The following is a 26,542-nucleotide window of genomic DNA, read 5'->3' as shown; positions in this document are numbered from 1 at the left end:
GTCGGGCGAAGCTACCCCGAAGGCCCCTGAGGTGGATACTCAGCGGGTGCAGTTGATCTGCGCCAGCACCGAGTAGAGGCCCGGCCACGGCTGCGTGGTGAAGCTCCCCCCGTGGCTGCACTGCGTGTCTGGATCGAAGCCGTCCGCGCTGGCAAGGGAGCGCGCAGCGTTGTTGGCGTTGGCCAGCGCCGTGAAGTAGTTATTGTTCATTCCGTTGCCGTAAAAGGTCTTGGTTTCGGCGGCGACCGCAGGCCCGGAAAGCAGGACGGACGCGGACACCGCCCCGACCAACGCTGTGGTTGCGACGATCCGACGAAGTGCAGGCATGCGGGCTCCACTCTGTTCGATCCGAATGCCGAGCCTGCCAGATAGATTGACGCGCATCAACTAGAGCGCGCGCGAGCACGAGGGCCGCACCCCCGGAATGGCCCACAAGAACGTGTCCTCGGTCAAGCGGTGCGCGTCCAACATCTTCGGCACGAACGTGGCGATCGGCTCGACGTCGATGCCGGGGTGGTGCGGCACCTCGACGGCGTACGCTATCGCTGCGCTTCGAAGTGCTCCTTCATGGCGGGGTAGTAGTCGTCGAAGTTCGGTGCCGGCTGGCCGTCGTGCGAGGCTGCCAGGGCGTCCAGGTAGTACTCCCAGCCCGGTCCGACCTCGCCGACGCCCTCCGTGCCGGTCAGGTGCTGCGTGAACCGGAGCTCGGTCACGCCCGCGCTTTCGGTCAGCGTCATGTCCAGATGCCAGCTGCCGTGCTCGTCGACTGCGGAGACCGCCAGCCGGCGCGGCGGTTCGCACGTGTCGATGGTCATGTCCATCCAGGGCTTGCCCTCCTCGTACGCCATCTGGACCTTGATCGTGCGTCCGGGCGCGGCGTCGCCCTGCCACGGGCCGAACCAGCGTGCCGTGCGCGCCGGATCGGTGAGGCTGGCCCAGACGTCAGCCATGGGAGCGCGGAAGGTGCGGGTCAGCACGAGATCGTCGCCGATCAGTCGGCCGGTGGGTGTCGGGCTCATGCGGTCTCCTTCTGCGATGGGTGCCGCCCGGCGGCCGTCTGCCGCCCGGCGGCCGTCTGCCGCCCGGCGGCCGTCTGCCGCCCGGCGGCCGTCTGCCGCTCGCGGCGGGTGCGGTGGACCTCGGTCTCCAGCGCGTCGAGGCGGTGCTGCCAGCCGGACGGGCGCGTCAGTCGTCCCAGCCACCCGGACAGCTCGTCGAGCGGCGCGGTGACCAGCGTGTAGACGCGTCTGCGTCCGTCGGCCGTGTCGTGCACCAGGCCGGCCTCGCGTAACACGCGCAGGTGACGGCTGACGGCCGGCCGGCTGATGGCGAACCGGTCGGCGATCTGGCCGGCCGAGAGCGGTTCGTCGCGCAACATCAGCAGGATCTCCCGCCGAACCGGATCGGCGATCGCGGCCGCTACCTCATCCACGCCAGAAGCGTAACCAATCAGTTACGCTTTAGCAACGACGTACCCCGTGATCTACCGCAGACCGAGCGGCACCGGGCACGTGGGGCGTTGGTACAGCTGCGGAGAACGCGCCGTCCGATCACCGCCAGACGGCTGGTCCCCGGTCGGCCAGGCTTCTGTCATGAACAACGCACTTGAGGGCAAGGTGGCTCTGGTTACTGGTGGTGGTCGTGGCATCGGCGCTGCGGTGGCGTTGCGCCTGGCGGAGGAGGGTGCCGATGTGGCGTTGACGTTCCAGCAGAACCAGCAACGCGCCGACGACGTGGTGGACCAGATCAAGGCTGCGGGACGGCGGGCCATCGCCGTGCAGGCGGACAGCGCCGACCCGGCGGCCGTGGTCGACGCGGTCGACCGGGTCGCCGGCGAGCTGGGTCGGTTGGACATCCTGGTCAACAACGCCGGCGCGTTCCTGCTCGGACCGTTGGAGCAACTGAAGCTGGAGGAGTTCGAACTCACTGTCGCGGTCAACGTCCGGGCACCGTTCGTCGCCTCCCAGGCTGCGGTGCGACACATGTCGGCCGGTGGACGGATCATCAATATCGGCAGCAACATGGCAGAGCGGGCTGTCTTCCCGGGGTTCGCGCTGTACGCGATGAGCAAGACCGCCCTGATCGGCCTGACCAAGGCACTCGGACGCGAACTCGGCGGCAGGGCGATCACCGTGAATCTGGTGAATCCAGGGGCCACGGACACGGAGCTGAACCCGGCCGACGGCCCCAACGCGGACACGATCAACGGGTTCACCGCTCTCGGTCACTACGCGGACCCGGCCGACGTGGCCGCTGCGGTGGCGTTCCTCGCCAGCGCCGACGGGCGCTACATCACCGGGGCCACGATCAACGTGGACGGCGGCTTCACCATCTGATCACCGGCCAACCGCCGTTCTGGCCACCCCCCTGCACACAGCTACGGTCCGTTCCTTCGTCGGGAACGGACCGTGGCATTGCCAGGAACTGAGCATCCGAGCCAGACCACCTCGATTCGGCACGTGCGGATGTCGTACACCGGTGAGCCGATCAGCTTGCGCCGAGCGCTTCGTGGCATGAGCGTGCGCCGGCTCTGCGCCTCGCGCCCCATGCCGCACGGCGGTTCAGGCTACGAGCAGGCGGAGGCCGAGCTCTGCAGTGTCGAGGGCGACGAGGTCGCGGTTGCGCTCGGCCCACCGCCCTGAGGAGAGGTCTTCGCGGAGAGTGCTGACGGCCCGTTGCTCAGCCTGCGGTCCGACTCTGGTCCATACCGAAACCGCGCGGCGGACACGTTCGTCCAGGTACGCCTCGGGCCGGCGCCAGTGCGCCTCGAAGAAGCCGTCAGCGCAGTCCCACGGGACGAGCAACGGCTCCGCGCGTCCTCCGATCGCGCCGGTCAGGTCGGCCAATGAGGGCCAGCCGACGAGAAGGTCCGCGAATTCGGGCAGGTAGTCGCGGGTGAGCCAGAACCGTTCACGCCAGCCGGTGTCATCGGCGTCGTACGTGAACACCACCACGCGGCGGGCCACCCGCCGCATCTCACGCAGCCCGGCGACGGGGTCCGGCCAGTGGTGGACGGTGCTGACGGCCATCGCGGCGTCGAAGGACTGGTCCTCGAACGGCAGATTCTCCGCATGGGCGGCCACGCATGGCGCCGCTCCCACGGGACGCTGCGCCCGCATGACCGCCGACGGCTCCACCGCCGTCACGTCCCGGTCGGGTGGTTCGTACGAGCCGGTGCCAGCCCCGACGTTCAGCACCGTTCGTGCGTCCCCCAGCGCATCCCAGATGCGCGCGGCGATCCGCGGCTCGGTGCGCCGCGTCGCTGGGTAGGCAGATCCGATGGCGTCGTACAACTGCGCGCCGAACACCTTCAGTTGCTCCTCCGGCGTCGTCCTGATCCCCATCGCCCGTGCCTCCAGTTCCCTGTCTATGGCCGTCACCATGGCGGCAGCGCGGTCGCGCTGGTCCATCAGCAGGCCGCGCAGCCGGCACAGGTGCGCGACCGCGTCGGTGGCCGGGTCGTCGACCAGATCCGCGATCTCCCGCAATCCGAAGCCGAGCCGCCGGTAGGCGAGCACCTCCCGCAGCCGCTCCACGTCGCCCGGGGAGTAGGCCCGGTGCCCGGCTGCGGTCCGCGTGGACGGCTCCAGGAGGCCGATCTCGTCGTAGTGATGCAGGGTGCGGACGCTGACACCGGCCAATTCCGCCACACGCCCCACGGTCAGGTGCTCCTCCACGCCCCCGACTATGTGGCATGACGTCGCGTGAGGAGCAAGCGCTTCGCTGCCGGCGGCTGGCGGGCGGCGACTCGGGGTGAACTGACGGTAGCCAGGGCGGTGCCGCCAGCGGTCAGGCAGCGCGGCGGGCGCGGCGGCGGGCTCGGAGGAAGGCGGTGTCGCCGCGTACGCGGTGCCACCAGGACCACGGAACGCTTGTCATGTACCGGCCGATCGACGCGAAGACCGGCGCGGCGTCGGCGTCGCGGCCGGTGCGCGCCAGCCCGTACGCCAGGAAGTTCGCGTCGTTGAGCCAGTCGGCGTGCCGGGTGGCCGGCTGGTGGAACCACCGGGACAGCGCGTTGTCGAGGTCGGACTGCATGACCGGATCCTGCCGCCACCGCTGGCCGATCTCGTCGGCAGCGCTGCCCTGGGATGCGCGCTCCTGCTCCCACAGCGCCCACTCGGCGGCGGCGCGCACCGGCAGCACGTGCAGCGGCGAGCCCGCGGGCGCCGCTTCGGCGACCGACCGGGCGAAGCCGAACATCGCCTCGTGTGAGCCGCTCCACTTCCTGCAGTGGTAGGTCAGCTTGAGGATGTGCCCCTGGTGGTGCCGGGGGTCCCGCCGGGTCAGCTCACGCCACGTCTCCTCGACCTCCTCCGGTGGCGCACTCTGGTCGATCATGAGGTCCAGCCGGCTCACCCACGGCGTGGGATCCTCGGGCGCGAGCCGCATCGCCAGGTCGTTCACCTGCCGGGCCAGCTGCAGCAGGCGGTTGAACTCGGTCCACTGCTCTGGACGGACGTTGGCGGCCCAGTCCCCGCCGCGCACCTCCCAGGCTCGTGCCATCAGGGAATGAGCCCGTACGAGCTGGGCATCCGGATTGGTGGGCGAGCGCGCCGCCCAGCGGTCGGTCCAGGCGGCTGCCGTGTCGACCCGGCCGGTCGTTGGGTCGACCCGGGATCCCAGCCCACCAGCGGTCGATTCGGCCAGCACCCGGACGTAGCGTGCCCGACGGTCGTAGTCACCTCGGGTGGCAGCCAGAGCCTTCCGGGCCGGCTCGATGTCGGAGCCGTACCGCGCCTGCGTGCACGCCTCGCGCAGCACGGCGTCGTCCTGCGCCAGGTTGGTGTCGATCTGGCGGGTGAGCAGCCGCCACACGGTCGAGATCATAATCAGCGATGGTAGGCGTCGGCTGGCGTCCGCCTCAGGCCCGGACCGGCGTACGACATGTGCGCCGGCAGCCCGACGAGCCGGACCGTCCCACGCGCGGCGGCTGCGGCCACGGCGCAGCGATAGCTTGCCGTCATGGCGAGCGCTGAACTGGAAGAGTTGATCGTCGCGGACGCCGACGCCCTGCGCGCGTGGTTGTCGGCCAACCACGCCACGTCGCCCGGCGTCTGGCTCGCCCTGACCAGGAAGGGCGGCACGGTCACGACGCTGACCTGGCAGCAGGCGGTCGACGAGGCCCTGTGTTTCGGCTGGATCGACGGGCAGGCCCGTAAACGGGATCAGGAAACCTCCTGGATCCGGTTCACCCCTCGCCGGCCGCGCAGTTCCTGGTCGCAACGCAACGTCTCCCACGTGGCCCGGCTGGAGGCGCAGGGGCGGATGCAACCCTCGGGCCGCGCCGCGGTGGAAGCCGCGAAGGCGGACGGGCGGTGGGCGGCCGCCTACGCCCCGCCGTCGGAAGCCGAGGTGCCGGCCGACCTCCTCGCCGCCATCGCTGCCGACCCTGCCGCCCAGGCCATGTTCGACGTACTCACCAAGACCAACCGGTTCGCCCTCATCCACCGCGTCAACGCCGTCAAACGGGCGCAGACCCGCGAGCGGAAGATCGGCGAGTTCGTCGCCATGCTGGCCCGTCACGAGACGATCTACCCGCAGAAGGCCAGGCCTCCGCACTCGCCGTGACCGGCGTCCTCATGATCGTGTGCCCATCTGCCGCCGACCGCGCGCGCTGTCTCAGCACACCCGTCACGTCGGGTGCGCCGAACAGCGTTGAACTACGCGGTCAACCGACGATCCGGCAGCAGCATCCACGGCGAACGCCCACCGAGGGGCGGCAACGTGCCCGGCCACTGAGTGGTGATGCACCGCGCATACGGGCACGCCTTTCGCGGTCTGGCACACTGCACCGATGCTCACGTTCGATCGACTCTTCGCCGAGCATGTCGCGACCGGGCTCGCCCGTCAGATGGCGCTGGGCGACCTGATCGGCGAGCGGGACTGGCAGCTCGACCTGGGCAGCGGCACCGTAACCTTCGGCGACGACCTGCGGTACCAGATCCAGCTTCTCGGCACTGAGAGCCACCGCGACGGCAGTTGGCTGTGGGCATGGGCCAACGAGGCGAGCGGCCTCCCGCCCGCGCTGCTACGACTGTGTGGCTGGCTGCGCGAGTACGGTCACCACCACGGAATTGCCGAGTTCACTGAGCCCACGTTCCCGCTTCAGCGCGCCGACGGTCACCGGCTCGCCCTGCTGGCCTCCGGCCTGACCGGCCGGTGCTACTACCGCGGCCCGTACCCAGGTGGTGCGGCGTTCTTCCACCTCGACGACGCCCCGCCGCAGATCACCGCGCCGCTTCGGCCGGAGCGCACGGTGACCGTCCTGGGCCAGGTCATCCAGGGCTTCCCGGTGGACCACCGTGTTGCCGTGGAGTCGTTCCTGCGCCAGCAGTCATGGCACCTGGCCCCGGCGCCAACGTCGTTGACCGCGCACCGATCCGACGGCTCCACTCTGCGCGTCGACTTCGACTCCCTGGGCCGCGTGAGCAACATGTCCACCACGGTCAACCCGTAGCCTGCCGCCGTGACCGACGGGCGCACGCCAAAGAGAGAGCTACCCCAACGCCTGCGGTAGATGCGGCGTTCCCCGTGTTCGTCGAGCCGAGTGCGCCGAGCCGGCCGGTGGCGCCGGCGGCGGTGACGTCTACTGGCTCAGTCCCTCGACCAGGGACGTGGTGGGGTGTCCGATGAGGCGGGTGAGGCCGTCGCCGGCGTACGCCATGATCCCGGCGCCCAGGTTGCCGTCGAGCGCGGCGAGGAACGCGGCGGTTCCCTCGTCGAGGCCGCGCCCCGCTACCAACGTGAACGGCCACGGACCAGGGAGCACCCCGCATGACAGGCGCGCCCGCGTAGCTGCGAGGCGTCAACGCCCGGCACCGGTGTGGAGATGAGCCGCCCACAGCGAAGGTGTGTGCGGGAACTGGTCGCGGAGTCCGCGTACGGTCACGTGCAGGGCACGGGCCGCGCCCACCTGGCCGACGGCCCGGTAGAAGTCGGCGGAGACCTTCGCCGCGATCTCGTCCTGGATCTCCCACAGCGTGCCGATGACCTGGGTGAAGCCGGCCAGTTGGAAGGCCGAGGTCAGGTGGATCGACTCGTCGGCGAGGTCGGCGACGTCGATGGCAGCGGTACGGCAGGCCGACAGGTAGGCCAGGTCGGCGTCGTCCAGGCGGACGGCATGTAGATCGGCCACGCTGAGCGGAACGTCGAGCCGCAGGTGGCTGCGGGACGGGTCGACGGGATCGCTGTGGCCGTGGCAGGCGAAGTGGGCGATCCGGTACGACGCGAGCTTTGCGAGGACGTCCTTCCTGACGGCGGGGACGGTCACCACGTCGGGCAGGTGCTCGCGCAGAGTGGACACCTCGGCCTCCGCGTGAGGCAGGTCCGGGTCCGCGACGACCAGTGCGCGTTGTGGACCGGCCCGTAGCGGGCGGCGCAGCGCGCGCAGGGTCGGTGTGTACGAGGAGACCACGCGATCCAGCACGGTCCGCCCTGAACCGTCGTGGTGGTAGCCGGCCGCGTGCAGCGGGAGCAGACCGAGCAGGCCGCCCGGCGCCCACCACAGGCGCGGCCATCCGTCGTCCAGGCTGCGGTGATGTCCCAGCGCCAGGAGGATCGGCTCGGCGACGCTGTCCCACAGCCATTCCAGGGTCGAGGTCAGCCGGCGCTGCGCCTGCTGGCGATCGGCGATGGTGCGGCCCGCCCGTGCCTCGGCGAGTGAGGCGTGGAAGACGGCGACGCGATCGGTCACGTCGTCACGGGTCATCCGGGTCAGTGGCACGCAGGTGACGCCTGCGGAACCGACCAGTAGGGCGTCACTGCGGTAGGAGGTGACGTTGCAGACGGCGACCGGTCCCCGATCGAGCAGATCCTCGATCGCGGGTGGCAGGCCGAAGCGGGCGAATCCGTCCTTGGTGCGGATCTGGGTGAGGACAGCGGCGAACTCGTCGGCCAGGTCGTGCCGGTCGTCGGCCTGCCGCGTGCCGCCGAGCAGGGTCAGCAGTTCCGGCGACACGACCGGTTCGTCCAGCCGGTCGCGCAGTTTCTCGAAGCGCGCGGCGAGGGCGGGCTGGGCCACGCGCAGGTCGGTGAGGTCGTCCCGGGTGTTCAGCGCCTGGCTGAGCAGCACGGCCCGGCCTTCCTCCAGCAGTCGCAGCGCGTCCCGCGCTCTGGTGGCCGGGTCGCGCTCGGGATCGTCCAGCGTGAGGGCAGCCGCGTCCGAGGCGAGGCCGCTGAAGGCACCCAGCGCGTGGTAGTGGTCGTCGCGGGTGAATCGCGCCGCGGCGAGTTCGGGCAGTAGGCGCACCGCGATCTCGAGCAGCCGGGCGGCCTGGCCCGGGGCGCTGGGAGCAACGATCGTGGCGGCGGTGCGGGCGGCCTGGATGCGCCAGGTGGGTGCGGCGCTCGCCAGCGTCGTCGCCCTGAGGAAGTGGACCATCGCTTCGGTGAGGTCGGCGTCGTCCCGGGTGCGCACGTACCGGGAGCCCAGGAGGTTGCCGAGAGCGGTGAGGCGCGGCCCCAGGTCGGGGCCGCCGCCGAGATCGACGCGGGAGGCCGCGACCGCCTCGTCCAGATCAGACAGCTTTCCGGTACGGGCGTAGCGGGCCTTCAGCAGCAACCCCAGCAGCATGCCGATGACGTGCCGGTTGGGGTCGTCGTCCGGGATCGCCAGGGCCGTCCGGCAGGCCTCGATGCCCTGATCGACGTCAGCCAGGTTTCCGGTCAACTCGCATCGGAGGCGGAGGCTGTTGCCGTAGAAGGCCAGTGCCTCGTTGCGAGCGGGCTGGCCCGGGTGCCACACGTCGATCCCGGTGCGGAAGGCCGCAATCGACGCGTCGAGGTCGGCCGGGTCACTCGTGCGTTGGTATCGGAGCTGAAGCGCCGTGCCCAGATCGCTGAAGAAGCTGCCCCGGCTCGGATGGTCGGGCGGCCCGGTGTCGACCGCGACGCGGAGGGCGTCGATCGCGGCGTCGAGGTCGGCGATCGCGCCGACATAGCCGAAGCGGAGCATCAGGGCGTTGCCGAGGGCGGCCTGCGCCATCGGGTCGTCCGGGTCCAAGGCCACGGCCCTACGGCCGGTGGCGACGCTGCGGTTGAGGTCGGCGCGGTCACCGGCGGCGAGAAACCGCATTCTCAGCGTACGGGCCAGGTCGATCAGGTGCGTCGTGCGCTCCGGCGTCCTGGCGTCGGCCGCGCCGGTCAGCAACGTGACGGCCTCGTCCAGGTCGGCGCGGCGGTCACTGCGAACGTACCGGTCGGTGAGGACGCGTCCGAGGTCGCCCCTCAGCTCTGCCCTGCGGCGGGCGGACGCGATGCCGACGGCCTTACGAAAGTGCTTGACCGCCTCATCGAGGTCCTGGGTGCTGCCGTTGACGCTGGCGCGGATGGCGAGCGTCCGGGCCAGCGTCTGGAGGCGGGTGGCCCGCTGCGGATCGCCCGGCGAGGTGGCATCGAGGACTCGGCGGTAGGCGGCGACGGCCCGGTCGAGGTCGGCGATGCTGCCGGTCTCGGTGAACCGTGCTCCGGCCGCGTCCCCGGCCCTCGCCGCGGGGTCCACCGGCCTCCCGCGCTGAACGGCCAGGGCCGCGTCGAGGCGGCGCACCATGGCCGGACGGGAGGGAAGCTTGGCGTCCGTGAGCTGCACGGCGCGCCGGTAGGCGGCGATGACGTGCTCGAGGTCGGCGGGATCTCCGCTGGCGGCGTAGCGCCATCCCAGCAGGTCGCCGAGGGCGGCCTGGCAGTCGGCCACATTGAAGCCGGGAGACGTTCGTGCGGCCTCCAGCGCCGCCCGGCAGGTCTCGATCGCCTCGTCGAGGTCGGCAGTGTTCCTGGTCGCCTCGTATCGCCGGCCCAGCAGGCTCGCCAGGTGTTCGAGGTGCGAGGCCCGGCGCCGGTCGCCGACCGGGGTGGCGGCGACGCCCTGCTGGCAGTACCCGATCGCCTCGTCCAGGATCGCCGGACTGCGGGTCCGCTCGTATCCCGCCATCAGCAGGTTGGCGCCGAGGTTCATCAGCGCGTTCGCGCGGCCCGGGTCACCCGGCGGGGGGAGCAGCGGAACCAGTTCGTTCCGGATCAGGTCCAGCACCGGGTCCGACGTCTGCTGTTCGCGTTCCTGCTCTTTGCGTTCCTGCTGCTTTCGGCCCTGCCGGCGCCAACCGAACATGACCATCTCCCCACGGTGGACACCCCCACGATACTGAAGAACGTGGACATCATGAGTCAGCGTGACGAAAAGGTGCCATCGATGCGGGACACACTCGCGTACGTCTGCGCCCACGCGGACGAGATCCGTACGGTGCCGGGTGCGGCCGCCCTGCTCGACGAGGTCCGGACCGGCGCCGACGTGGCGCACAAGCTGGACCGCCTGCACACCACGCTACAGCGCGCCGGTGACGCACTCGGCGTCCACGGCGCGACCGAACGCGGTCTCCACCCGGCCGGCGTGCCACGCCGCTCGATTCCCGCCGCGGACGACGTCGTCTACCTGTGCCCGGCCGACGTCTGCTCCCGTTACTGGCTGCCGCAGGGCGACTCCGACCCGCCCCGCTGCGGACTGCACGGCAGCGCCCTGCGCAGGAACCGTCTCTGACATGGGTGGCCTCTTCAGCGAGTTGGCCAAGCAGCTGGCGGAGCGGTGGCTGTCTCTGCTGGTGCTGCCCGGTGCCCTCTATCTCGCGGTGGCGGGGGCGGCGCACACGCTGGGGCACGCGCACCCGTTCGCCATGGGCCGGCTCGTCGAGCACATCACGGCCTTGGCTTCCGTGGACGGCGCGGGCGCCCAGATCGCGCTGCTGCTGGCGGCGCTGGCCGGTGCGGCCGTCGTGGGCGCCATCGCGCAGGCCCTGGGTTCCGGCATCGAGCGGGTCGTGCTCGCGGCCGACTGGCACGACTGGCCGGCTCCCGTTCGGCGCCTCGCGCAGTGGGCGGTGCGGCGGCGGCAACAGCGGTGGGACACGGCGGCCCGCGCCTACCTGGAACGGCGGGACGAGGCCGCCCGGCAACGTGGTCAGGGCGAGCACCCGGATCCGGCACCGCGAACCGACGCATGGCGCCGGATGACGCGCATCTCGGCGGAACGACCGGGCCGTCCCACGGCTCTGGGTGACCGCATCCACGCCGTCGCCACACGGCTCGACCGCGATCTGAGCGTCGACCTGGCGCTGGTGTGGCCGTACCTCTGGCTGACCCTGCCGGAAACGACCCGCACGGAAATCACGACCGCTCGGCAGAACCTCACCCGCGCCACGGTGCTCGGCGCCTGGTCCGTGCTCTACCTGTTCCTGACGGTGTGGTGGTGGCCGGCCGCGCTCGCGGCCGTCGTGCTGGCAATCGTCGCCGGCGTACGCCTGCGCTCGGCGACCGACACGTACGCGCTCCTCCTCGAGGCTGCCACCCGCCTGCACCTGGGCGACCTCGCCCGGAGCTTGGGCCTCGACCCCGGCGGCCCCGTCACCGCCGAGGTCGCGGGCCAGACCATGCAGATTCTGCGCGCAGGCGGGCCGGGCCAGTCTGTGGTCGCCCCCCGATGAGGGCCGCGACCGGTATCGAGGGCCCGACCGGTCGAGGTGACCCGGCGCTGGTGTGAGCGGCGCCGATCCAGTGGGTTTGCGGGCCGGTGACGTGCGGGTAGGAAAGGCGTCACGGCCGTCGGTCCCGGGCGGCGACGCCCGGGGGACCGGACGGGTGACCGCCCCTTCGTCTCCTACCTGCCGACGTACGCCGGCGAGAAGGACTGCTCTGCCATGGCGCAACCGTGAGTCCCGCCGACGCCTTCGTCGAGTCGGGCCGGATCCGTGACCGCGGCGCTCGTGACGGACGCCGTCCGGGTGTGAGCGGCCCGAACGGCAGGAGATGAGCGTGCCTTCGCCCCGGCCGGACGAGTCGCCGCACGACCTGGCGGAGGCGCTGCGCGTCCTCGCCGGCCTGCCCGACGACGCTCCGGTGCTGCCGGGGCACCTGAGCGCGATCGTCCGGCTGAGCGCGCAGGTGGTGGGTCCGGTGGACTTCGCCTCCGCCACCGTCCTCGCCCCGGACGGGCACCGCACCCAGGCCGCCAGCGACGAGGCGGCCCTGGCGCTCGACCTGGCCCAGTACGCCGACGACGCCGGCCCCTGCCTCACCGCCCTGCACTCCGGCGAGACGGTCGGCGTACCGGATGTCGCCGGTGCGGTGGTGTGGCCCGGCTTCCGGGACGTGGCCTGGCGGTACGGCATCCGGGCGTCGCTGTCCGTGCCGCTCTTCGCCGGCAGCGGCGATCCGGTCGCCGCCCTCAACCTCTACGCCCGCGACGCGGCCGGCATGCGGCTGCTGAGCCGGCGGGTCGAGTCCTGCTACCACGCCGGGCGGAGCGAGGTGCTTCCCCGGATGGACGCCGGCAGCGAGCAACTGCTCGCCGGTCTGGCTGATGCGTTGCGGAGCCGTGACCTCATCCAACGGGCACTCGGGCTGCTGATGGACCGGGACGGCATTCCGGCCGGGTCGGCCTACCGGCAGCTGGTGGCGGCGACCGGGCCGGGCCAGGCGCTGACCGGCACGGCCGGCGCCATCCTGCGCCAGTTCGCGAGCTGACGGACGGTGACCGGTCAGCGGTCACGGGTCCGGGGGCGGCGCGCGGCCACGTCGCCGGCCGTCGCCGCGGTGGGCCGCGGGGCCACCGGCGAGCGCGAAGTTCGGAAGAACGGCGGTCGTGGCGAGGATGTAGGTGACACAGGGCGCGAGATCGCACAGGAGGAACGCGGCTCCCACGTCGGCCGCGGTCTGCTGGGCCTGGAGCAGCGCGCTCACGCCGTGCGCGCTGAAGAACCGCACCGCGGAGAGGTCCACCGCGATCGCCGGCAGCGGGGGGGCGGCAGACGGACTCCACCAGTTCCGCGAGCAGGTGGGCGTTGCTCATGTCGATCTCACCCGAGACGGTGATCAGCTTCGTCGCGCCCTCGCAGGTCAGGGTCAACGACATGATCGGCTCACCGAGGCCGGCGCGGTCCGCGTCGTGACGGGCCCGGCAGCCTCCGCGCGGGCGAGGTATTCCGTCCGTGAACATGGCGCCTCCGCTGCGTCGGGCTGGCCCGTCCGCTGCGGCGCGGGGCGCGGCAGGGGGAGGGCTTCGGAGGGCACATGTCTTGACCCGGGATGGTCCCTACCCTCCCGCGGTGGTCCTACACCTGCTGATGCCCGGTTCCAGGTCGAGCGGCTCGACGGGCGGTGCGCTCGCCCTCGCGGGCGGGTACAGTGGCGGCCCTGTAGCCCACGCCCGCCTACCGGGTGTGGCGAACCGGCGTCAAGGAACAGGCGCGGGTCCCGGCTCCGCCATGGTGGGTCCGTGCAGCGGTCCGCCATCGCGGGCTGCCATCCGCGCGTACCCACCTCTTCTCCGATCTCGTGGGTGGAGCGCGCCGGTCGTGAGGGCCCTGCCATGACGCATCCGTCGACGGACGCCGCTGACGCCTTCGCCGAACTCGGTCGCATCAAGCTCGGTGAGGTCGGCCTCGACGACGTCCTGCAACGCGTGGCCGAACTCGCCAAGCGCGTCCTGCCCGTACCGGTGGGGGTGTCGGTCACGCTGGTCCGCGGCGGAACCGGGCACACGGCCGCGTTCACCGACGACGTGGCCCGCGACATGGACGAGCGGCAGTACGCCCAGGGGGGTGGCCCGTGCCTGGACGCCGCCGCCAGCGGCAGCGTCCTGTCCGTGCCCGACCTCGGCGCGGAGGACCGCTGGCCGGACTGGGCCGAGCAGGGCCGCAAGGCCGGAGTCGGCAGTTCGGTCTCGGTGGGTCTGCCCATCCAGGAGGCCGTCGTCGGAGCGCTCAACGTCTACGCGCACACCCCGCACGCCTTCGATGACGACGCGGTGGCGGTCCTGGAGACGTTCGCCGCGTACGCCGCGGTCGCCCTGGCCAACGCGCAGCTCTACGACAGCACCGCCACGCTGGCCCGGCAGATGCAGGAGGCGATGGCGAGCCGCGCGGTCATCGAGCAGGCCAAGGGCATCATCATGGGCGAGCACCGCTGCACCCCGACCGAGGCGTTCGCGATCCTGTCGAAGACGTCGCAGGACTCCAACCGCAAGGTCCGCGACGTGGCCCAGGCCCTGGTCGACCGCGCGACCGGGACATCCAGGTCCTGACGTGCCGTACGTGCCGGGCACGGCCCCGGTCACTGCTCAGCCGGGTCGACGAGTCGGCCCTCGCCGCGCGACAGCCGGATGAGCAGGTCCCGTAGGCGCCGCGTGTCCTGCGGGTCCCTGCCGCCCCCGTAGAGGCTGGCCACGGCGGCTCCATCCGCGGCGAGTGTGATCAGTCGCGCGCGGTCCGGGTCCAGCCCGTCGGCTTCCAGGGCCTTGGTCCAGCTCCGGTCGTCCTCCTGCAGGAAATCGGCCACGCCCGGTACGCCGGCCAGCGAGGCGGCCAGGATGACGTGCTCCGGAACGGTCGACCCGTCGCCCAGCCCGTCGAGAGTCGCCCTGACGTAACCGCGCACCAGCCGGCCCCGGGCGTGGTCGCGCGGATCGACGGCGGCGTGCACGGCGGCGGTGAACTGCTCCGCCAGGTCGCGGGCCAGCTCCAGCAGCAGCTGTTCCCGGCTGCGGAAGTGGTGCAGCAGCCCGCCCTTGGAAACCCCGGCGGTGCGGGCGATGAGGTCCAGGCTGACCCCCGCGCCGTGTACGACGACGGCACGGGCGGCAGCATCCAGCACCGCCCGGCGGGTCCTGGCGGTGTCACGCTCGCGAGGCGGCATGCCCGTCTCCTTCCGTTCCTGAGTCGCCGGCCGTGCCGGCGGGGTGTCGGGCGCATCACCACCTTAACCGACCAATCGGCTTGCACAGCCGACCATTTGGTCCGTAGCGTGGGCGGCGTGAGCAACGCGGATCTGGCACCCGACCCCGCCACTGCCGCCGGCCCCGCCGGACTGCGGCAGTGGGCCGCCCTGTCCGCGTTGACCCTGGCCGTCACGCTGCTGGCCGTCGACGGCACCGTGCTGGCGCTGGCCGTACCCGCGCTGGTCGCGGAGTTGCAGCCCACCGCGGTGCAGCTGCTGTGGATCGGTGACGCCTACTCCTTCGCCCTGGCCGGCCTGCTGATCAGCATGGGCACCCTGGCCGACCGCATCGGGCGCAGGCGGCTGCTGCTGACCGGCGTCACCGGCTTCGGCGCCGCGTCGCTGCTGGCGGCCTTCGCTCCCAGCGCCGGCTGGCTGATCGCCGCCCGGGTCCTGCTCGGCGTGGCGGGCGCGACGCTCATGCCCTCGACGCTGTCGATCGTCCGGAACATCTTCACCGACGCGCGCCAGCGCACCCGCGCCGTCGCCGTCTGGTCGGCCGGCGCCTCCGGCGGCGCGGCACTGGGTCCCCTGGTCGGTGGGGCCCTGCTGGAGCACTACTGGTGGGGCTCCGTCTTCGTGATCAACGTCCCGATCATGCTGCTGGTGCTCGTCAGCGTCGCCGCCCTGGTGCCCGAGTCGCGCGACCCGCGTCCCGGGCGGTTCGACCTGCTCAGCGCTCTGCTGTCGGTGGCGGCGATCGTGGCACTGGTCTGGGCCGTCAAGCACGCCGCCAAGGCCGGCGTCGACCTGGCCGGCGTCAGCGCGGCCGCGGCCGGCCTCGTCGGCGGGGTGCTGTTCGTGCGCCGCCAGCGCCGTCTGCCCGCCCCGCTCGTGGACATCACGCTGTTCGCCCGCCCGGTCTTCACCGGCACCGTCGTCGCCAGCCTGATCGCCATCTTCGCCTTCAGCGGCCTGCTGTTCTTCTTCTCCCAGTACCTGCAACTCGTCCGCGGTTACTCGCCGCTCCAGGCGGGCCTCCGGGAACTGCCGCTGACCCTGGCGTCCATCGCGGTCGTCGCCATCGCCGCCGCCGCGCTCAACCGCCTCGGCGTCGGACGTGCCCTCGGCGCTGCGCTGCTGACCGCGGGCGCCGGCATGGTCGTCCTCGCGATCGGCGAGGGCCACGCGGGCTACGCGCCCCTGGCGCTGGGCCTGGTCGTCATCGGCCTGGGCGTCGGCCTCGCCTTCACCGCCGCCACCGACGCGGTGCTCTCGGCGGTGCCGAAGGACCGGGCCGGCTCCGCCTCGGCCATCTCCGAGATGGCGTACGAGTTCGGCGTCGCCCTGGGCATCGCGCTGCTCGGCACCCTGCACACCGTCCTCTACCGGTCGGCCCTGCCCGACCTGTCGACCCTGCCCGACCCGACCGGCGACGCGGTGCACGAGTCACTGGCCACCGCCGACCGGGCCCTGACCGGCAACGGGCAGCAGGGCGCCGAGATCCTGGCCGCCGCCCGGGACGCCTTCGTCCACGCCATGCAGACGACCTCGCTGATCGCGGCGGTCCTGCTGATCGCCGCCGGCGTGGTCGCCTGGAAGCTCGTACCGTCACCCCGCGACCGGTGACGCGGCACCGCGGCCGGCGTCGGCTCGGCCACTCGACCGGCGGGCGCCCGCGGCGACTGAGCCCCGGCCGGCCGTGCCACGCCCCGCCCCTGCCCGCGCGGCGGGGTGGCCTCCGCGCGCACGCCGGCCGGCGACAAACCTGGTCGCCACCGGGACGTGGCGTCGCCAGACTGTGCCGATGAGCGACGTGCGGGTACGCCCGACCTCCGACGAACGGCACATCGACGAGGCCGCCAGGATCTGGGCGGCGGCGACCGCGGCCCGCGACGGCGACACCGAGATCGCGCCGCTGCGCCTCGCTCGGCCCCTGATCGAGGCGGTGGTCGGCAGCACACCCCGGTCCTTCCTGCTCGTCGCTCTCGACGCGGATCGGGTCGTCGGGTTCGCCGCCGTCGAGCCGGTGCCGACGGACGAGTCGACCGCCGAGATCCGGTACCTCGGGGTCGCGCCCGACAGCTGGGGCCGGGGCGTAGGCCGGCACTTGCTGAGGGCCGCGCCCACCCACCTGGCGGGCGCGGGTTTCGTCGGCGCCGAGCTGGGCGTCTACCTGGACAACCCGCGAGCGGTGCGACTGTACGAGAGCGCCGGCTGGCTGCCGCGCGGCGAGGCCGCACCGCACCCGGGCAGCGGTCGTCCGGAACAGCGGTACCGGCTCGACTGGTGAGCCCACCGCCGCCCCTGGTGGCCTCCTCCGAGAGCGGGACCGGGCCGGCCGCCGGTCGTCGAGACCGTGCCGCCGCCGGGCGCGTCGAAGGTGGACACCGCCGATCGCCGTACGGGGATAGGGTGCTCGCGACCGGCCCTCACGATCGGACACTCGGATGAATCCCGCCAGGACGACGGCCGCCCCGCTTGGCGACCGCCGATGATCGACCCGCGACAGGCCTCTGCCGTGGCTCACGCGATCGCCTCGGCGGTCCTGGGCCGAGACGCCGGCCCCATGACGGTCGCCGACAGCCTTTCGCACCACGTCTACCTGGGCGCGGACGTCGTCGTGAAGGTCATCGACGCCGGCCGCCACTCGCGACTGGACCGGGAGATCGCCCTCGCGCCCCACCTGCCCGCCGGCATCACGGCGCCGCTGCTCGACAGCGGGCGCTACGAGCTGGAGACCCGCGAGGTCCGCTACGCCTGCTACGCCCGCGCGCCGGGGACGACCCCGGGCATGGACATGCCCGGCGTCGACGAGGCGACCGCGTGCCAGTTGGCGGAGGAGGCGGTCCAGCGGCTGCACGTAATGCACAGCTGGACGCCTGCGGCCCCCGCCCGGCAGACGCTGGGGGAGACGCTCGACCACGGCGGGTTCGTCAGCCAGGCCGCGCTCCTCGCCGAGGTGGGACAGATCGCCGCCCTGGACCGGGACGGCATCGTCCCCCGCCCGGTGCTCGACGGCCTGAGGGCGATAGCGGAGGGCGCGCCGTCGCAGTCACGCACGGATGTCCCGGTTCACGCGGACTGCCACTGGGGGAACTGGCTCGCTCGCGATCGCGGTGTGACGGCGCTGCTGGACTTCGAGTGGGCGCGCTTCGGCGAACCGATGGACGACTGGTTCTTCCTGGTCCGGTTCAGCGGCCCGCACATGGAGGCCGTCCTCGACGTCGTCGCGGACGCGACGGAGACGTCCCCGACCACCCTCCGCCGGGAGTGCGAGGTGCGCGAGGCGAGCTACCTCGCCTCGGACCTCCGCGTCGCGCTCCAACGCCCCGGCACCCCCGCGCAGACGGTTGCCGTGGACGTCCGTGACCTCGAGGAACTCGTCGTCGCAAGTCCCTGGTGGCGCCACGCCCCGTAACGCAGGGCGCGGCGAGCGAGCAGGCGCGGCTCCTGCGGCTGGCGGTGGGTCCACCTCCCGCCTGGCTTCTGCGCCGGGGCGGCAGGAACGGGGGCGGAAGGCAGCGCAGGCCGCCGCGCGGATGCCTTCCGGCCGGCAATCCGTGATCTTTCTCGGACCGGTCGACCCACGACGTCGAGGTGTGCGACGAGGGGCTTCCGACCTGCCGGCCGGAAGCCCCTCGCCATGATCTACTTCAGCGTGCTGACGTCATGCGTCGAGCGACGCCCTGCTCCGACGCAGGAGCAGCGAGGCGGTGCCGCCGAGGGTCACCATCGCGGCGCCGATGGCGAGCAGCCACCACAGCTGGGTCGAGTCGTCGCCGGTCACGGGGAGGATGGGGCTGGGGCTGGCGGTCGGCGGTTGGGTCGGGTCGTCCGTGGGCGGCGCGGTCGGCTGTGTCGGTGAAGGTGTGGGCTGCGTCGGCGTCGGGGTCGGTGTGGGGCCGAGCGGACGCTCGCAGCGCGCCTCGGCGAGGATGACGGTGCCGACGGGGATGTCCAGCAGCGGCCCGCCGACGATGGTGCCGGTCAACCGGAGGGTCGCCTGCACCGCGACGGCGACGGCGCCGTCGTCGGTGACGGTCTCGACGTTGGTCAGCGTCGCGTTCAACGCGGCACCGATGACCCCCGGGATCGTGACCGCGGCGTTGGCCGTGACGCCGGGGGTGTTCGGCACCAGTACCACCGGCTCGCCGAACAGTTCCAGCCCTGTGAAGGTGGTGTCCGCCGTCTGCGCGCCGGTCTGCGGGCAGTTGACCGCCGCAGTGATGACCTCGGCGTCGATGACGGGAGTCCCGAGGACGGCCAGGGACACGTCGGCGATCTCGGCGTTCGCCGATGAGGCCGTCTCGCCTCGGGTGGCGCTCACCTCGACCACCGTGCCCGTGGCCGTCACGCCCAGGGCGCCCGGGATGGTGATCGCCAGAGCGGTGTCGGTGTCCGTACCGCCGCCGGCCGGTGCGGTCGCGCTGCCGATGACCACGTCGGCCGTGATCACCGGAACGCCGGCCACCGCCGCGGATAGGTCGACCACGACGCCGCGGGCACTGGCATCGCCGGGCGCGGCGAGCGCCGGGGTCGCGCTGGACAGCGCCACGGCGCCGACGGCGACAGCCATCGCACCGGTGGCGGAAATTCGCCGGATTAGTCTCACGTTTTCGCCTCTGCTCAATCAGGCCCTCCCGTCCCTCGAGAAGGCACGATCGACTGTATAGACGAATACCGGCATAGTTGGATAAATTGGACAATGCGTGGGCTGCTCGCATCGGCGGGCGTCCCTCGGGTGGCGTCGCGAGAGGTTTGCGGCGGCGGTGGTCGGGGCAGTGGCGCATGCGCGGCCGTCGATTGATGGCCGGGATGCGATCGGGGGGACAATGGACAGACTGGTCGGCGTCGGCATGGCGGCGACGCGGCCAGGTGTCCCGCCTAAGGTGGCCATCCTGCGGCAGCTCTGACGCCCGGCGACGGGGGCGGTGCCGGGGGCGCGCGTCGTGCGATCATGATCCACATCGGAAGACAGTCGACTGTGGATTGGTGACCATGAAGAGAGTGTTCTCGACCCTGATGGCGCTGGTGACCGTCGCGTCGGTCATGACGATCGGCGCACCCGCCGCTCAGGCTGCCGGCTCCTGCTCGGGCACGATCATCTACAGCCAGGTGCAGTCGTCGGGCCTCGGCGAACTGGTGATCTACTACAACAGCAGCAGCGGGGGCACCAACAGCGCGTGCTTCTACCACCGCGGCGCGGCCTACGGGAAGTCGGCACCGACCTTCGTGCAGATCTACCGCTGCGCCGAGCGCTCCGGCGAGGGCGCACACTGCACCCGCTCGGGTAGCGCGGACACCGACTCCGGTGACTTCAGCTACCACGCCGGCCCGGTCGGCGTCACCGGCACGGCGTCCTACTGCGTCGAGGCGGTCGGCTACATCGGGTGGGCGGGCCAGCGCCACCAGATCTACAGCCGGCGGCAGGGCTGCTGAGCGCATCTGCCCCGGTCCGCCGGCGGGTCGCGTACCGGCTGCACGGAAGGGCCACTTCCCGGAGACGGGGGTGGCCCTTCCCCCGTTGCCGGCGGCTTCGTGGGTGACCGGGTCCCCGGCGGGGTTCGTCTCCGCCGGTCGCCGCAGGGGGCGGTGCGACGGTGGGAGCGCCTGCGGCGGCGCCCTTGCCGGCAAGGATTGAATGGTGGTTCAATCCTTGCGTGGTCTACCGGAGCACCGAGCGCGTGCAGGCTCGGCTGAGCGCGTCCCGGGAGCGGATCATCGCCGCCGCGCTGGAGATCATGGCCGAGCACGGGTACGCCGGCTGCTCGGTCGCCGCCGTCGCCGAGCGGGCAGGGATGGCGACCGGCAGCGTCTACCGGCACTTCCCCACCAAGGCCGACCTGGTCGCCGAGGTGTTCCGCACGGCCTCGCAGCGCGAGGTGGACGCGGTGGCACGCGCGGCGGCGCTGGAGGGCACCGTCGCCGAGCGGGTCACCGCCGTCATCGAGACGTTCTCCGGCCGGGCGCTGCGGTCCCCACGGTTGGCGTACGCCCTGCTCGCCGAGCCGGCCGACCCGGCGGTCGACGCCGAGCGGCTCGTCTTCCGCCGCGCGTACGCCGAGCTGATTGCCGGTCACGTCGCGCAGGGGGTGGCGAACGGCGAGCTTCCCCCGCAGGATCCCGAGCTGACCGCCACCGCGCTTGTCGGCGCCCTGGCCGAGGCGATGGTCGGCCCCCTGGCGGCCGGGGTCGCCGGGCCGCGCACCATCGAGCACCTGATCACGTTCCTCCACCGCGCGCTGGGAGTGTCGCCGTGACGACGCACGAGGTCCTCAACCAGGTTCCGCCGCTGGTCGGTCACGACGCGGCCGACGACCCGGCGCTGCTCGACGCGCTCGACCGCGAGGGCGCCGGCTGGGCCGCCGCCGAGCTGCACGAGCTGGGCCGGCTCGGCGGCGACGAGCAGGCGATCGAGCACGGGCGGCTGGCCAACGAGCACCCGCCGGTGCTGCGCACCCACGACCGGCACGGCAACCGCGTCGACGAGGTGGAGTTCCACCCGGCCTGGCACGAGCTGATGCGGACCGCCGTCACGCACGGCCTGCACGCCGCGCCGTGGGCGGACGACCGGCCCGGCGCGCACGTGGCCCGCGCGGCCAAGTTCTACACCTGGCGTCCCGACGCCGGCCACGGCTGCCCGATCTCGATGACCTACGCCGCCGTGCCGGCGCTGCGGCACGCCCCGGAGCTGGCCGCGCGGTACGAGCCGCTGCTCACCGCCACGTCGTACGACTTCGGGCTGCGCCCGCCGCTGGCCAAGCGGGGACTGCTGGCCGGCATGTCGATGACGGAGAAGCAGGGCGGCTCGGACGTACGCGCCAACACCACCACCGCCCGCCCCGAGCCGGACGGCACCTACCGGCTGCTCGGGCACAAGTGGTTCACCTCGGCGCCGATGTGCGACGTCTTCCTCACCCTCGCCCAGGCGCCGGGCGGGCTCACCTGCTTCCTCGTCCCGCGCGTCCTGCCGGACGGCACACGCAACCCGATGCGGCTGATGCGACTCAAGGACAAGCTCGGCAACCGCTCCAACGCCTCGGCCGAGGTCGAGTACGAGCACGCGGTCGCCTGGCGGGTCGGCGACGAGGGCCGTGGCGTGCGCACCATCATCGACATGGTCAACCTGACCCGCCTCGACTGCGTCATCGGCGCGGCGGCCGGGATGCGCCAGGGCGTGATCACCGCCGCCCACCACGCCACCCACCGGCAGGCCTTCGGCCGGTACCTCGTCGAGGCGCCCCTGATGCGCAACGTGCTCGCCGACCTCGCGGTCGAGTCCGAGGCCGCCACCGTCCTGATGATGCGCCTCGCCGGGGCCACCGACCGATCCGCGCGCGGCGACGCCGGCGAGACCGCGTTCAAGCGGCTCGCCCTCGCCGTCGGCAAGTACTGGGTCTGCAAGCGCTGGCCGGGGCACGCCGCGGAGGCCCTCGAATGCCTGGGCGGCAACGGCTACGTCGAGGAGTCGGGCATGCCGAGGCTGTTCCGCGAGTCCCCGCTGAACTCGATCTGGGAGGGCTCCGGCAACGTCGCCGCGCTGGACGTGCTGCGCGCCCTCACCAGGGAACCCCAGGTCATGGAGGCGTTCCGGGCTGAGGTGACCGCCGCCGCCGGCGCCGACGCCCGACTCGACGCCGCCATACGCCGCGTGCAGGCCGACCTGTCCGACCACGACGACGTCGAGCTGCGGGCCCGCCGCGTCGTCGAACGGCTCGCCCTGGTCCTGCAGGGCTCGCTGCTGGTGCGGCACGGTCACCCCGCCGTCGCCGACGCCTTCTGCGCCTCCCGGCTTGGCGGCGACCACGGCCAGGCGTACGGCACGCTGCCCCGCGGCGTCGACTTCGCCGCGATCATCGCCCGCGCCGTGCCCAAGGTGGGTTGACCGGAGGCGGCGGGGCCCACCGGGCCCGGGCCTGCACGCGGGAGAGCGCCCACACCGGCGGTCGACCCGCTCGCCACCGTGGCGTCGCCCACACTCCGGCGGTCGGAAATCGTACGCCGATCGTCGGTGCCGCTCGTTAGTCTGCCGACGGACACTGCCGGTACGCGACAGGCCGAGGCACGACTCGGGCCGGCCACCACGGGGACCCAGGAGAATCAGTGACACAGCAATCCATCGCGACCTCGGACAAACTCGACGCCTCAGTGCTCAAGGTGGCCGGGGTCGTCGTCCTCGGCGCGATCATGTCGATCCTCGACGTGACGGTCGTCACCGTCGCCCTGCCGACCTTCCAGCGCGAGTTCGACGCGTCGTACGCCGAGGTCGCCTGGACGATGACCGCCTACACGCTGGCACTGGCCACGGTGATCCCGCTCAGCGGCTGGGCCGCCGACCGGTTCGGCACCAAGCGGCTCTACATGATCGCCATCGCGCTGTTCACGATCGGGTCGGGGCTGTGCGCCAACGCCGACACGATCGGGCAGCTGATCGGCTACCGCGTGCTCCAGGGCCTCGGCGGCGGCATGCTCCTCCCGCTGGGCATGACGATCATGACCCGGGCGGCCGGGCCGCACCGGATCGGCCGGCTGATGGCCGTCCTGGGCATCCCGATGCTGCTCGGTCCCATCGGAGGGCCGATCCTCGGTGGCTGGCTGATCGACATCGCGAGCTGGCACTGGATCTTCCTGATCAACCTGCCGATCGGCGCCGTGGCGCTCGTCTACGCCGCCCTGGCGCTGCCGAAGGACGCCCCCGAGCCCTCCGAGTCGTTCGACTTCCTCGGCATGCTGATGCTCTCGCCGGGTCTCGCCCTCTTCCTCTACGGCGTCTCCACGCTGCCCGAGACCGGCACGTTCGCCGACACCGAGGTGTGGGTGCCCATGCTGGTCGGCGGCGTGCTCCTCGTGGCCTTCGTCCTCTACTCCTTCCGGACCCGGCACCCCCTGCTCGACCTGCGGCTGTTCGCCAACCGCAACCTCACCGTCGCGGCGGTGACCATGTTCGTGTTCATCATCGCGTTCATGGGTGCCGGCCTGCTGTTCCCGAGCTACTTCCTGCAGATCCGCGGCGAGACGACCCTGGCCGCCGGCCTGCTGATGGCGCCGCAGGGCATCGGCGCGATGGTGACCATGCCGGTGGCCGGGATGCTGGCCGACCGGGTCCCCGTCGGCCGTACCGTGCCGTTCGCGCTGGCACTCATCGCCGTCGGGTTCTTCACCTTCACCCAGGTCGACCCGGAGACCTCGTACGTCCTGCTCTGCGGGTCGCTGTTCATCATGGGCCTTGGCATGGGCGGCACCATGATGCCGATCATGACCTCGGCGCTGAAGACCCTGAAGGCCCACGAGGTGGCCCGCGGCTCCACCCTGGTCAACATCCTCCAGCAGATCGGCGGGTCCGTCGGCGCCGCCATGATGTCGGTGATCCTCACCAACGAGCTGAACGGCTCCCGGCCGATCCCCGGGGCGACCGACCCGAGCGGGGAGCCGGTGACGGAGGCCGGCCTCGCCATCGCCGTCCAGCAGCAGCCGGAGCTTGCCGGGCAGTTCCCGGTCCAACCGTCGCTCATCGAGCGCGGCCTCGACTTCGCCGCCAGCTCCTTCGCCACCACGTTCTGGGTCGCGTTCGCACTGGTGCTGGTCACGTTCGTCCCGGTGGCGTTCCTGCCTCGCCGGCGGGAGCCGTCGCACCTGCTCGACGGCCAGCAGGAGGGGCAGGCGAAAACGCCCGTCATCATCCACTGACGCGACGCCCCGGCCCCCGGACATCGTCCGGGGGCCGGGGGCAGCGGGGTGGGCTCCGAACGGCGGCACCGGCGAGAAGGGGCTGCCGGTGGGGCGTGTCGTCCTCCGGTCGCAGCGGTCAGCGCTGCCGTGGCGCGGGGGCGTGGTCGTCGTGGTAACCGGCGGCCTGGAGGGCGAACAGTTCGGCGTACCGGCCGCCGGCGGCGACGAGTTCGGCGTGACTGCCGGCCTCGACCAGCGCGCCGTCGTGCAGGACGAAGATCCGGTCGGCGTGCCGGACGTTGGCCAGCCGGTGGGTGATGAGGATGGTGGTCGCCCGGCCCTGCCGGTCCCGGATGGCCTGGAACAGGGCGTCCTCGGCGCGCGGGTCGAGGGCGGAGGACGGTTCGTCCATGATCAGCAGTTCGGCGTCGCGGAGGAAGCCGCGGGCGGCGGTGATGCGCTGCCACTGGCCGCCGGAGAGGTCCTGGCCCCTGGCGAACGTCCGGTCGAGCAGCGTCTCGTACCCGTCGGGGAGGTCCTGGATCATCTCGTGCGCGACGGCACGGGCGGCGGCGGCCTCGATCCGGTCCTGCCGGACCTCGCTCTCGACGTCGCCGACGGCGATGTTCGTCGCGGCCGTGAAGGGCCACTTGTGGTACTCCTGCGTGACCACCGCGATGCGGGCCCGCAGCCCGTCGAGGTCCCACTCGGGCAGGGGCCGCCCGTTCCAGCAGATGACGCCGTCGGTGGGAGCCCGCAGGGTGGCGATCATCGCGGCGAGGGTGGTCTTGCCCGAGCCGTTCTCGCCCACGAACGCCACCGTCTGCCCCGCCGTGATCGTCAGCGTCACGCCGTCGACGGCGGGCGTCTCCCGGTCGGGGTAGCGCAGGCTGGCCTCCCGCACGGCCAGCTCGCGCAGCGGACCGGGGGCGGTGCCCGCGCTGCCCACGGCCGGGTCGGGCAGGTAGGCGGCGGCGCGGGTCATGAACCCGGTGTAGTCGCCGAAGTGCTGACCCTCGGTGTAGACGCGGTCGACCTGGAAGGTGGTGACGGCCAGCGAGCGCTGCGCGGCCTGCACCGCGACCACGCAGGTCGCCGCCGCCGCGAGGGGGATCTGACCGTCGAGGAGCAGCAGCCCGAGCAGGAGGTAGACAGCGGCGGTGGCGATTCCGCCGATCACCGCCCCGACCGTGGTGGTCGTGGTGACCCGGCGGGCGAGGGCCAGCTCGATGTCGGTCTCGACCTCCATCACCCGGTCGTACTGGTCCAGCAGGAAGCGGCGCAGCCCGTAGGAGCGCAGCTCCGGCGCCGAGTCCCGCTCGGCCATCAGCCGGTGCAGCAGCCACAGTCGCCGTCGCCGCACCGAGCCGGCCGTGTACGTCCGGTAGCGCAGGTGCCCGGCCCGCAGCGCTGCCCAGGCCTTGGGCAGCGTCGCGACCAGCAGCGCCAGCAGCAGCAGCGGGTGGATGACGACGACGGCGACCGCCACGGCGAGCAGGCCGACCAGCCCGGCGAGCAGGTTCATCGACGACTCCACCAGGTCGACCGTCGACTCGGTGCCCCGGGAGGCCCGCTCCATGTCGTCGGCGAACGCGTCGGCGTCGAACGCCTCCAGCCGTACCGCCGTGGACGTCTCGAACAGGCCGCGTTCCACCTCCCGGCTCACCCGTGGGGTGAGCCCGTTCTGCGCGTACCCGGTGGCGATGCCCATGCCGGCGCGCAGCGCGGTCGCCCCCGCGAGCACGGCGAGCGCGGGCGTCGCGGCGACCACCTTCTCCGCGGTCGGGCCCCCGGCGAACAGCTCGACGAGCACTCGCTGGGTGGCCAGCAGCCCGAAGGCGGCCATCGCCCCGCCGCCGAGCGTCGCGGCGGCCACCACCGAGGTCCGGAGTCGGTCGGCCCGCCAGCTGGTCCGGACCGCCGTCCAGACCAGCCGGGGCAGCTCGGCGAACACGGTGAACAGGCCGGCTTCCGACCGCGCCTGCATTCCGGTCTCCCAGTACATCGTCCGCAGCTCCGGCAGGACCGATTCCGCCGGTGCCGACTGTGCCGACGTGGTGTCCCGTTCGGTTCGGGTGGCGGCTCCGGTCACGGGCGTGTCTCCTCGCTGCGCGCGGATCGCGGCCGGTGCCGCCCCGGCGCCGGGGGCGTCCTCCACCCCCGGCGC

25 protein-coding genes are annotated in these 26,542 nt (G+C 72.4%); 14 read left to right on the top strand and 11 right to left on the bottom strand.

Translation table 11 applies throughout. The features are described from left to right. Window positions 1-39: 39 nt before the first annotated feature. From DER29_RS34035 to DER29_RS02010, 3 genes are all read right to left on the bottom strand, one after another. Window positions 40-327 (bottom strand): hypothetical protein, encoded by a 288-nt coding sequence (locus DER29_RS34035; protein ID WP_121395761.1) that lies wholly within the window; start codon window positions 325-327, stop codon window positions 40-42. 212 nt (window positions 328-539) lie between these two features. Further along, window positions 540-1,019, bottom strand: coding sequence for an SRPBCC family protein (locus tag DER29_RS02015; protein WP_121395760.1), 480 nt, complete (start codon window positions 1,017-1,019; stop codon window positions 540-542). Beyond that, window positions 1,016-1,432: a metalloregulator ArsR/SmtB family transcription factor gene (locus tag DER29_RS02010; RefSeq protein ID WP_121395759.1), complete on the bottom strand. Its 417-nt coding sequence runs from the start codon at window positions 1,430-1,432 to the stop codon at window positions 1,016-1,018. Before DER29_RS02010 ends, DER29_RS02015 begins: the two co-directional genes overlap by 4 nt. Window positions 1,433-1,592: 160 nt before the next feature. On the opposite strand from DER29_RS02010, the gene DER29_RS02005 reads away from it, so the two are divergent. After that, the gene (locus tag DER29_RS02005) at window positions 1,593-2,336 is read left to right on the top strand and encodes an SDR family NAD(P)-dependent oxidoreductase (RefSeq protein WP_121395758.1); all 744 of its coding nucleotides are present in this window, start codon (window positions 1,593-1,595) and stop codon (window positions 2,334-2,336) included. 225 nt (window positions 2,337-2,561) lie between these two features. Here the strand turns inward: DER29_RS02005 and DER29_RS02000 are convergent, their stop codons facing one another. Then, a complete protein-coding gene (locus DER29_RS02000) occupies window positions 2,562-3,677 on the bottom strand; it encodes a MerR family transcriptional regulator (RefSeq protein WP_121395757.1) in 1,116 nt (371 codons plus the stop codon). Between the two features lie 112 nt (window positions 3,678-3,789). Then, complete coding sequence (locus DER29_RS01995) at window positions 3,790-4,830, bottom strand: DUF4034 domain-containing protein (protein ID WP_121395756.1); 1,041 nt, start codon at window positions 4,828-4,830, stop codon at window positions 3,790-3,792. Window positions 4,831-4,965: 135 nt separating this feature from the next. Here DER29_RS01995 and DER29_RS01990 point away from each other — a divergent pair, with 135 nt between their 5' ends. Beyond that, entirely contained in the window at window positions 4,966-5,571 is a 606-nt protein-coding gene (locus DER29_RS01990) for a YdeI family protein (RefSeq protein ID WP_121395755.1), read from the top strand. Window positions 5,572-5,797: 226 nt separating this feature from the next. Further along, window positions 5,798-6,460 carry a DUF6882 domain-containing protein gene (locus tag DER29_RS01985; RefSeq protein ID WP_121395754.1) on the top strand — a complete coding sequence of 221 codons (663 nt, stop codon included), beginning with the start codon at window positions 5,798-5,800 and terminating at the stop codon, window positions 6,458-6,460. A gap of 129 nt (window positions 6,461-6,589) precedes the next feature. Here the strand turns inward: DER29_RS01985 and DER29_RS01980 are convergent, their stop codons facing one another. Further along, complete coding sequence (locus tag DER29_RS01980; RefSeq protein WP_121395753.1) at window positions 6,590-6,772, bottom strand: hypothetical protein; 183 nt, start codon at window positions 6,770-6,772, stop codon at window positions 6,590-6,592. Window positions 6,773-6,808: 36 nt separating this feature from the next. Continuing rightward, the gene (locus tag DER29_RS01975; RefSeq protein ID WP_121395752.1) at window positions 6,809-10,114 is read right to left on the bottom strand and encodes a CHAT domain-containing protein; all 3,306 of its coding nucleotides are present in this window, start codon (window positions 10,112-10,114) and stop codon (window positions 6,809-6,811) included. Between the two features lie 75 nt (window positions 10,115-10,189). Here DER29_RS01975 and DER29_RS01970 point away from each other — a divergent pair, with 75 nt between their 5' ends. From DER29_RS01970 to DER29_RS01960, 3 genes are all read left to right on the top strand, one after another. After that, a complete protein-coding gene (locus DER29_RS01970; protein WP_121395751.1) occupies window positions 10,190-10,534 on the top strand; it encodes a hypothetical protein in 345 nt (114 codons plus the stop codon). 1 nt (window position 10,535) lies between these two features. Beyond that, the gene (locus tag DER29_RS01965) at window positions 10,536-11,474 is read left to right on the top strand and encodes a hypothetical protein (RefSeq protein WP_121395750.1); all 939 of its coding nucleotides are present in this window, start codon (window positions 10,536-10,538) and stop codon (window positions 11,472-11,474) included. Between the two features lie 328 nt (window positions 11,475-11,802). Next, complete coding sequence (locus DER29_RS01960) at window positions 11,803-12,513, top strand: GAF and ANTAR domain-containing protein (RefSeq protein ID WP_158618953.1); 711 nt, start codon at window positions 11,803-11,805, stop codon at window positions 12,511-12,513. A gap of 21 nt (window positions 12,514-12,534) precedes the next feature. Here the strand turns inward: DER29_RS01960 and DER29_RS01955 are convergent, their stop codons facing one another. Then, complete coding sequence (locus DER29_RS01955) at window positions 12,535-12,768, bottom strand: hypothetical protein (protein ID WP_121395748.1); 234 nt, start codon at window positions 12,766-12,768, stop codon at window positions 12,535-12,537. Window positions 12,769-13,357: 589 nt separating this feature from the next. On the opposite strand from DER29_RS01955, the gene DER29_RS01950 reads away from it, so the two are divergent. Next, window positions 13,358-14,071: a GAF and ANTAR domain-containing protein gene (locus DER29_RS01950; RefSeq protein WP_121395747.1), complete on the top strand. Its 714-nt coding sequence runs from the start codon at window positions 13,358-13,360 to the stop codon at window positions 14,069-14,071. Between the two features lie 29 nt (window positions 14,072-14,100). Here the strand turns inward: DER29_RS01950 and DER29_RS01945 are convergent, their stop codons facing one another. Next, window positions 14,101-14,682, bottom strand: a complete 582-nt coding sequence (locus tag DER29_RS01945) for a TetR/AcrR family transcriptional regulator (RefSeq protein WP_121395746.1) — start codon at window positions 14,680-14,682, stop codon at window positions 14,101-14,103. A 117-nt stretch (window positions 14,683-14,799) separates the two neighbouring features. On the opposite strand from DER29_RS01945, the gene DER29_RS01940 reads away from it, so the two are divergent. From DER29_RS01940 to DER29_RS01930, 3 genes are all read left to right on the top strand, one after another. Then, on the top strand, window positions 14,800-16,332 hold the full coding sequence (locus DER29_RS01940; RefSeq protein WP_233599616.1) for an MFS transporter: 1,533 nt from the start codon (window positions 14,800-14,802) through the stop codon (window positions 16,330-16,332). Between the two features lie 178 nt (window positions 16,333-16,510). After that, window positions 16,511-16,996: a GNAT family N-acetyltransferase gene (locus DER29_RS01935; protein ID WP_121395744.1), complete on the top strand. Its 486-nt coding sequence runs from the start codon at window positions 16,511-16,513 to the stop codon at window positions 16,994-16,996. A 276-nt stretch (window positions 16,997-17,272) separates the two neighbouring features. Then, the gene (locus DER29_RS01930) at window positions 17,273-18,124 is read left to right on the top strand and encodes a phosphotransferase (protein ID WP_158618952.1); all 852 of its coding nucleotides are present in this window, start codon (window positions 17,273-17,275) and stop codon (window positions 18,122-18,124) included. A gap of 249 nt (window positions 18,125-18,373) precedes the next feature. On the opposite strand, the gene DER29_RS01925 is transcribed toward DER29_RS01930, so the two are convergent. Then, complete coding sequence (locus DER29_RS01925; protein ID WP_158618951.1) at window positions 18,374-19,336, bottom strand: hypothetical protein; 963 nt, start codon at window positions 19,334-19,336, stop codon at window positions 18,374-18,376. 368 nt (window positions 19,337-19,704) lie between these two features. Here DER29_RS01925 and DER29_RS01920 point away from each other — a divergent pair, with 368 nt between their 5' ends. From DER29_RS01920 to DER29_RS01905, 4 genes are all read left to right on the top strand, one after another. Then, a complete protein-coding gene (locus DER29_RS01920; protein WP_121398929.1) occupies window positions 19,705-20,145 on the top strand; it encodes a hypothetical protein in 441 nt (146 codons plus the stop codon). A 221-nt stretch (window positions 20,146-20,366) separates the two neighbouring features. Next, window positions 20,367-20,966, top strand: a complete 600-nt coding sequence (locus DER29_RS01915) for a TetR/AcrR family transcriptional regulator (RefSeq protein WP_121395741.1) — start codon at window positions 20,367-20,369, stop codon at window positions 20,964-20,966. Beyond that, window positions 20,963-22,591 (top strand): isovaleryl-CoA dehydrogenase, encoded by a 1,629-nt coding sequence (locus tag DER29_RS01910; RefSeq protein ID WP_121395740.1) that lies wholly within the window; start codon window positions 20,963-20,965, stop codon window positions 22,589-22,591. The genes DER29_RS01915 and DER29_RS01910 overlap by 4 nt, the downstream gene beginning before the upstream one ends. 218 nt (window positions 22,592-22,809) lie before the next feature. Beyond that, entirely contained in the window at window positions 22,810-24,393 is a 1,584-nt protein-coding gene (locus DER29_RS01905) for a DHA2 family efflux MFS transporter permease subunit (RefSeq protein ID WP_121395739.1), read from the top strand. Between the two features lie 118 nt (window positions 24,394-24,511). Here DER29_RS01905 and DER29_RS01900 read toward each other — a convergent pair whose 3' ends face one another. After that, complete coding sequence (locus DER29_RS01900; RefSeq protein WP_233599615.1) at window positions 24,512-26,467, bottom strand: ABC transporter ATP-binding protein; 1,956 nt, start codon at window positions 26,465-26,467, stop codon at window positions 24,512-24,514. Window positions 26,468-26,542: the final 75 nt, after the last annotated feature.

The organism is Micromonospora sp. M71_S20 (assembly GCF_003664255.1).
GTDB lineage: Bacteria > Actinomycetota > Actinomycetes > Mycobacteriales > Micromonosporaceae > Micromonospora.
Note: the sequence above shows the minus strand (reverse complement) of the source record. Positions and strands in the feature narration are given on the sequence as shown.

Coding starts and splice junctions, on each gene's coding strand:
- DER29_RS34035 (WP_121395761.1), bottom strand. CDS start 327: ATGCCTGCACTTCGTCGGATCGTCGCAACCACAGCGTTGGTCGGGGCG.
- DER29_RS02015 (WP_121395760.1), bottom strand. CDS start 1,019: ATGAGCCCGACACCCACCGGCCGACTGATCGGCGACGATCTCGTGCTG.
- DER29_RS02005 (WP_121395758.1), top strand. CDS start 1,593: ATGAACAACGCACTTGAGGGCAAGGTGGCTCTGGTTACTGGTGGTGGT.
- DER29_RS01995 (WP_121395756.1), bottom strand. CDS start 4,830: ATGATCTCGACCGTGTGGCGGCTGCTCACCCGCCAGATCGACACCAAC.
- DER29_RS01990 (WP_121395755.1), top strand. CDS start 4,966: ATGGCGAGCGCTGAACTGGAAGAGTTGATCGTCGCGGACGCCGACGCC.
- DER29_RS01985 (WP_121395754.1), top strand. CDS start 5,798: ATGCTCACGTTCGATCGACTCTTCGCCGAGCATGTCGCGACCGGGCTC.
- DER29_RS01975 (WP_121395752.1), bottom strand. CDS start 10,114: ATGGTCATGTTCGGTTGGCGCCGGCAGGGCCGAAAGCAGCAGGAACGC.
- DER29_RS01970 (WP_121395751.1), top strand. CDS start 10,190: ATGCGGGACACACTCGCGTACGTCTGCGCCCACGCGGACGAGATCCGT.
- DER29_RS01965 (WP_121395750.1), top strand. CDS start 10,536: ATGGGTGGCCTCTTCAGCGAGTTGGCCAAGCAGCTGGCGGAGCGGTGG.
- DER29_RS01950 (WP_121395747.1), top strand. CDS start 13,358: ATGACGCATCCGTCGACGGACGCCGCTGACGCCTTCGCCGAACTCGGT.
- DER29_RS01945 (WP_121395746.1), bottom strand. CDS start 14,682: ATGCCGCCTCGCGAGCGTGACACCGCCAGGACCCGCCGGGCGGTGCTG.
- DER29_RS01935 (WP_121395744.1), top strand. CDS start 16,511: ATGAGCGACGTGCGGGTACGCCCGACCTCCGACGAACGGCACATCGAC.
- DER29_RS01930 (WP_158618952.1), top strand. CDS start 17,273: ATGACGGTCGCCGACAGCCTTTCGCACCACGTCTACCTGGGCGCGGAC.
- DER29_RS01920 (WP_121398929.1), top strand. CDS start 19,705: ATGAAGAGAGTGTTCTCGACCCTGATGGCGCTGGTGACCGTCGCGTCG.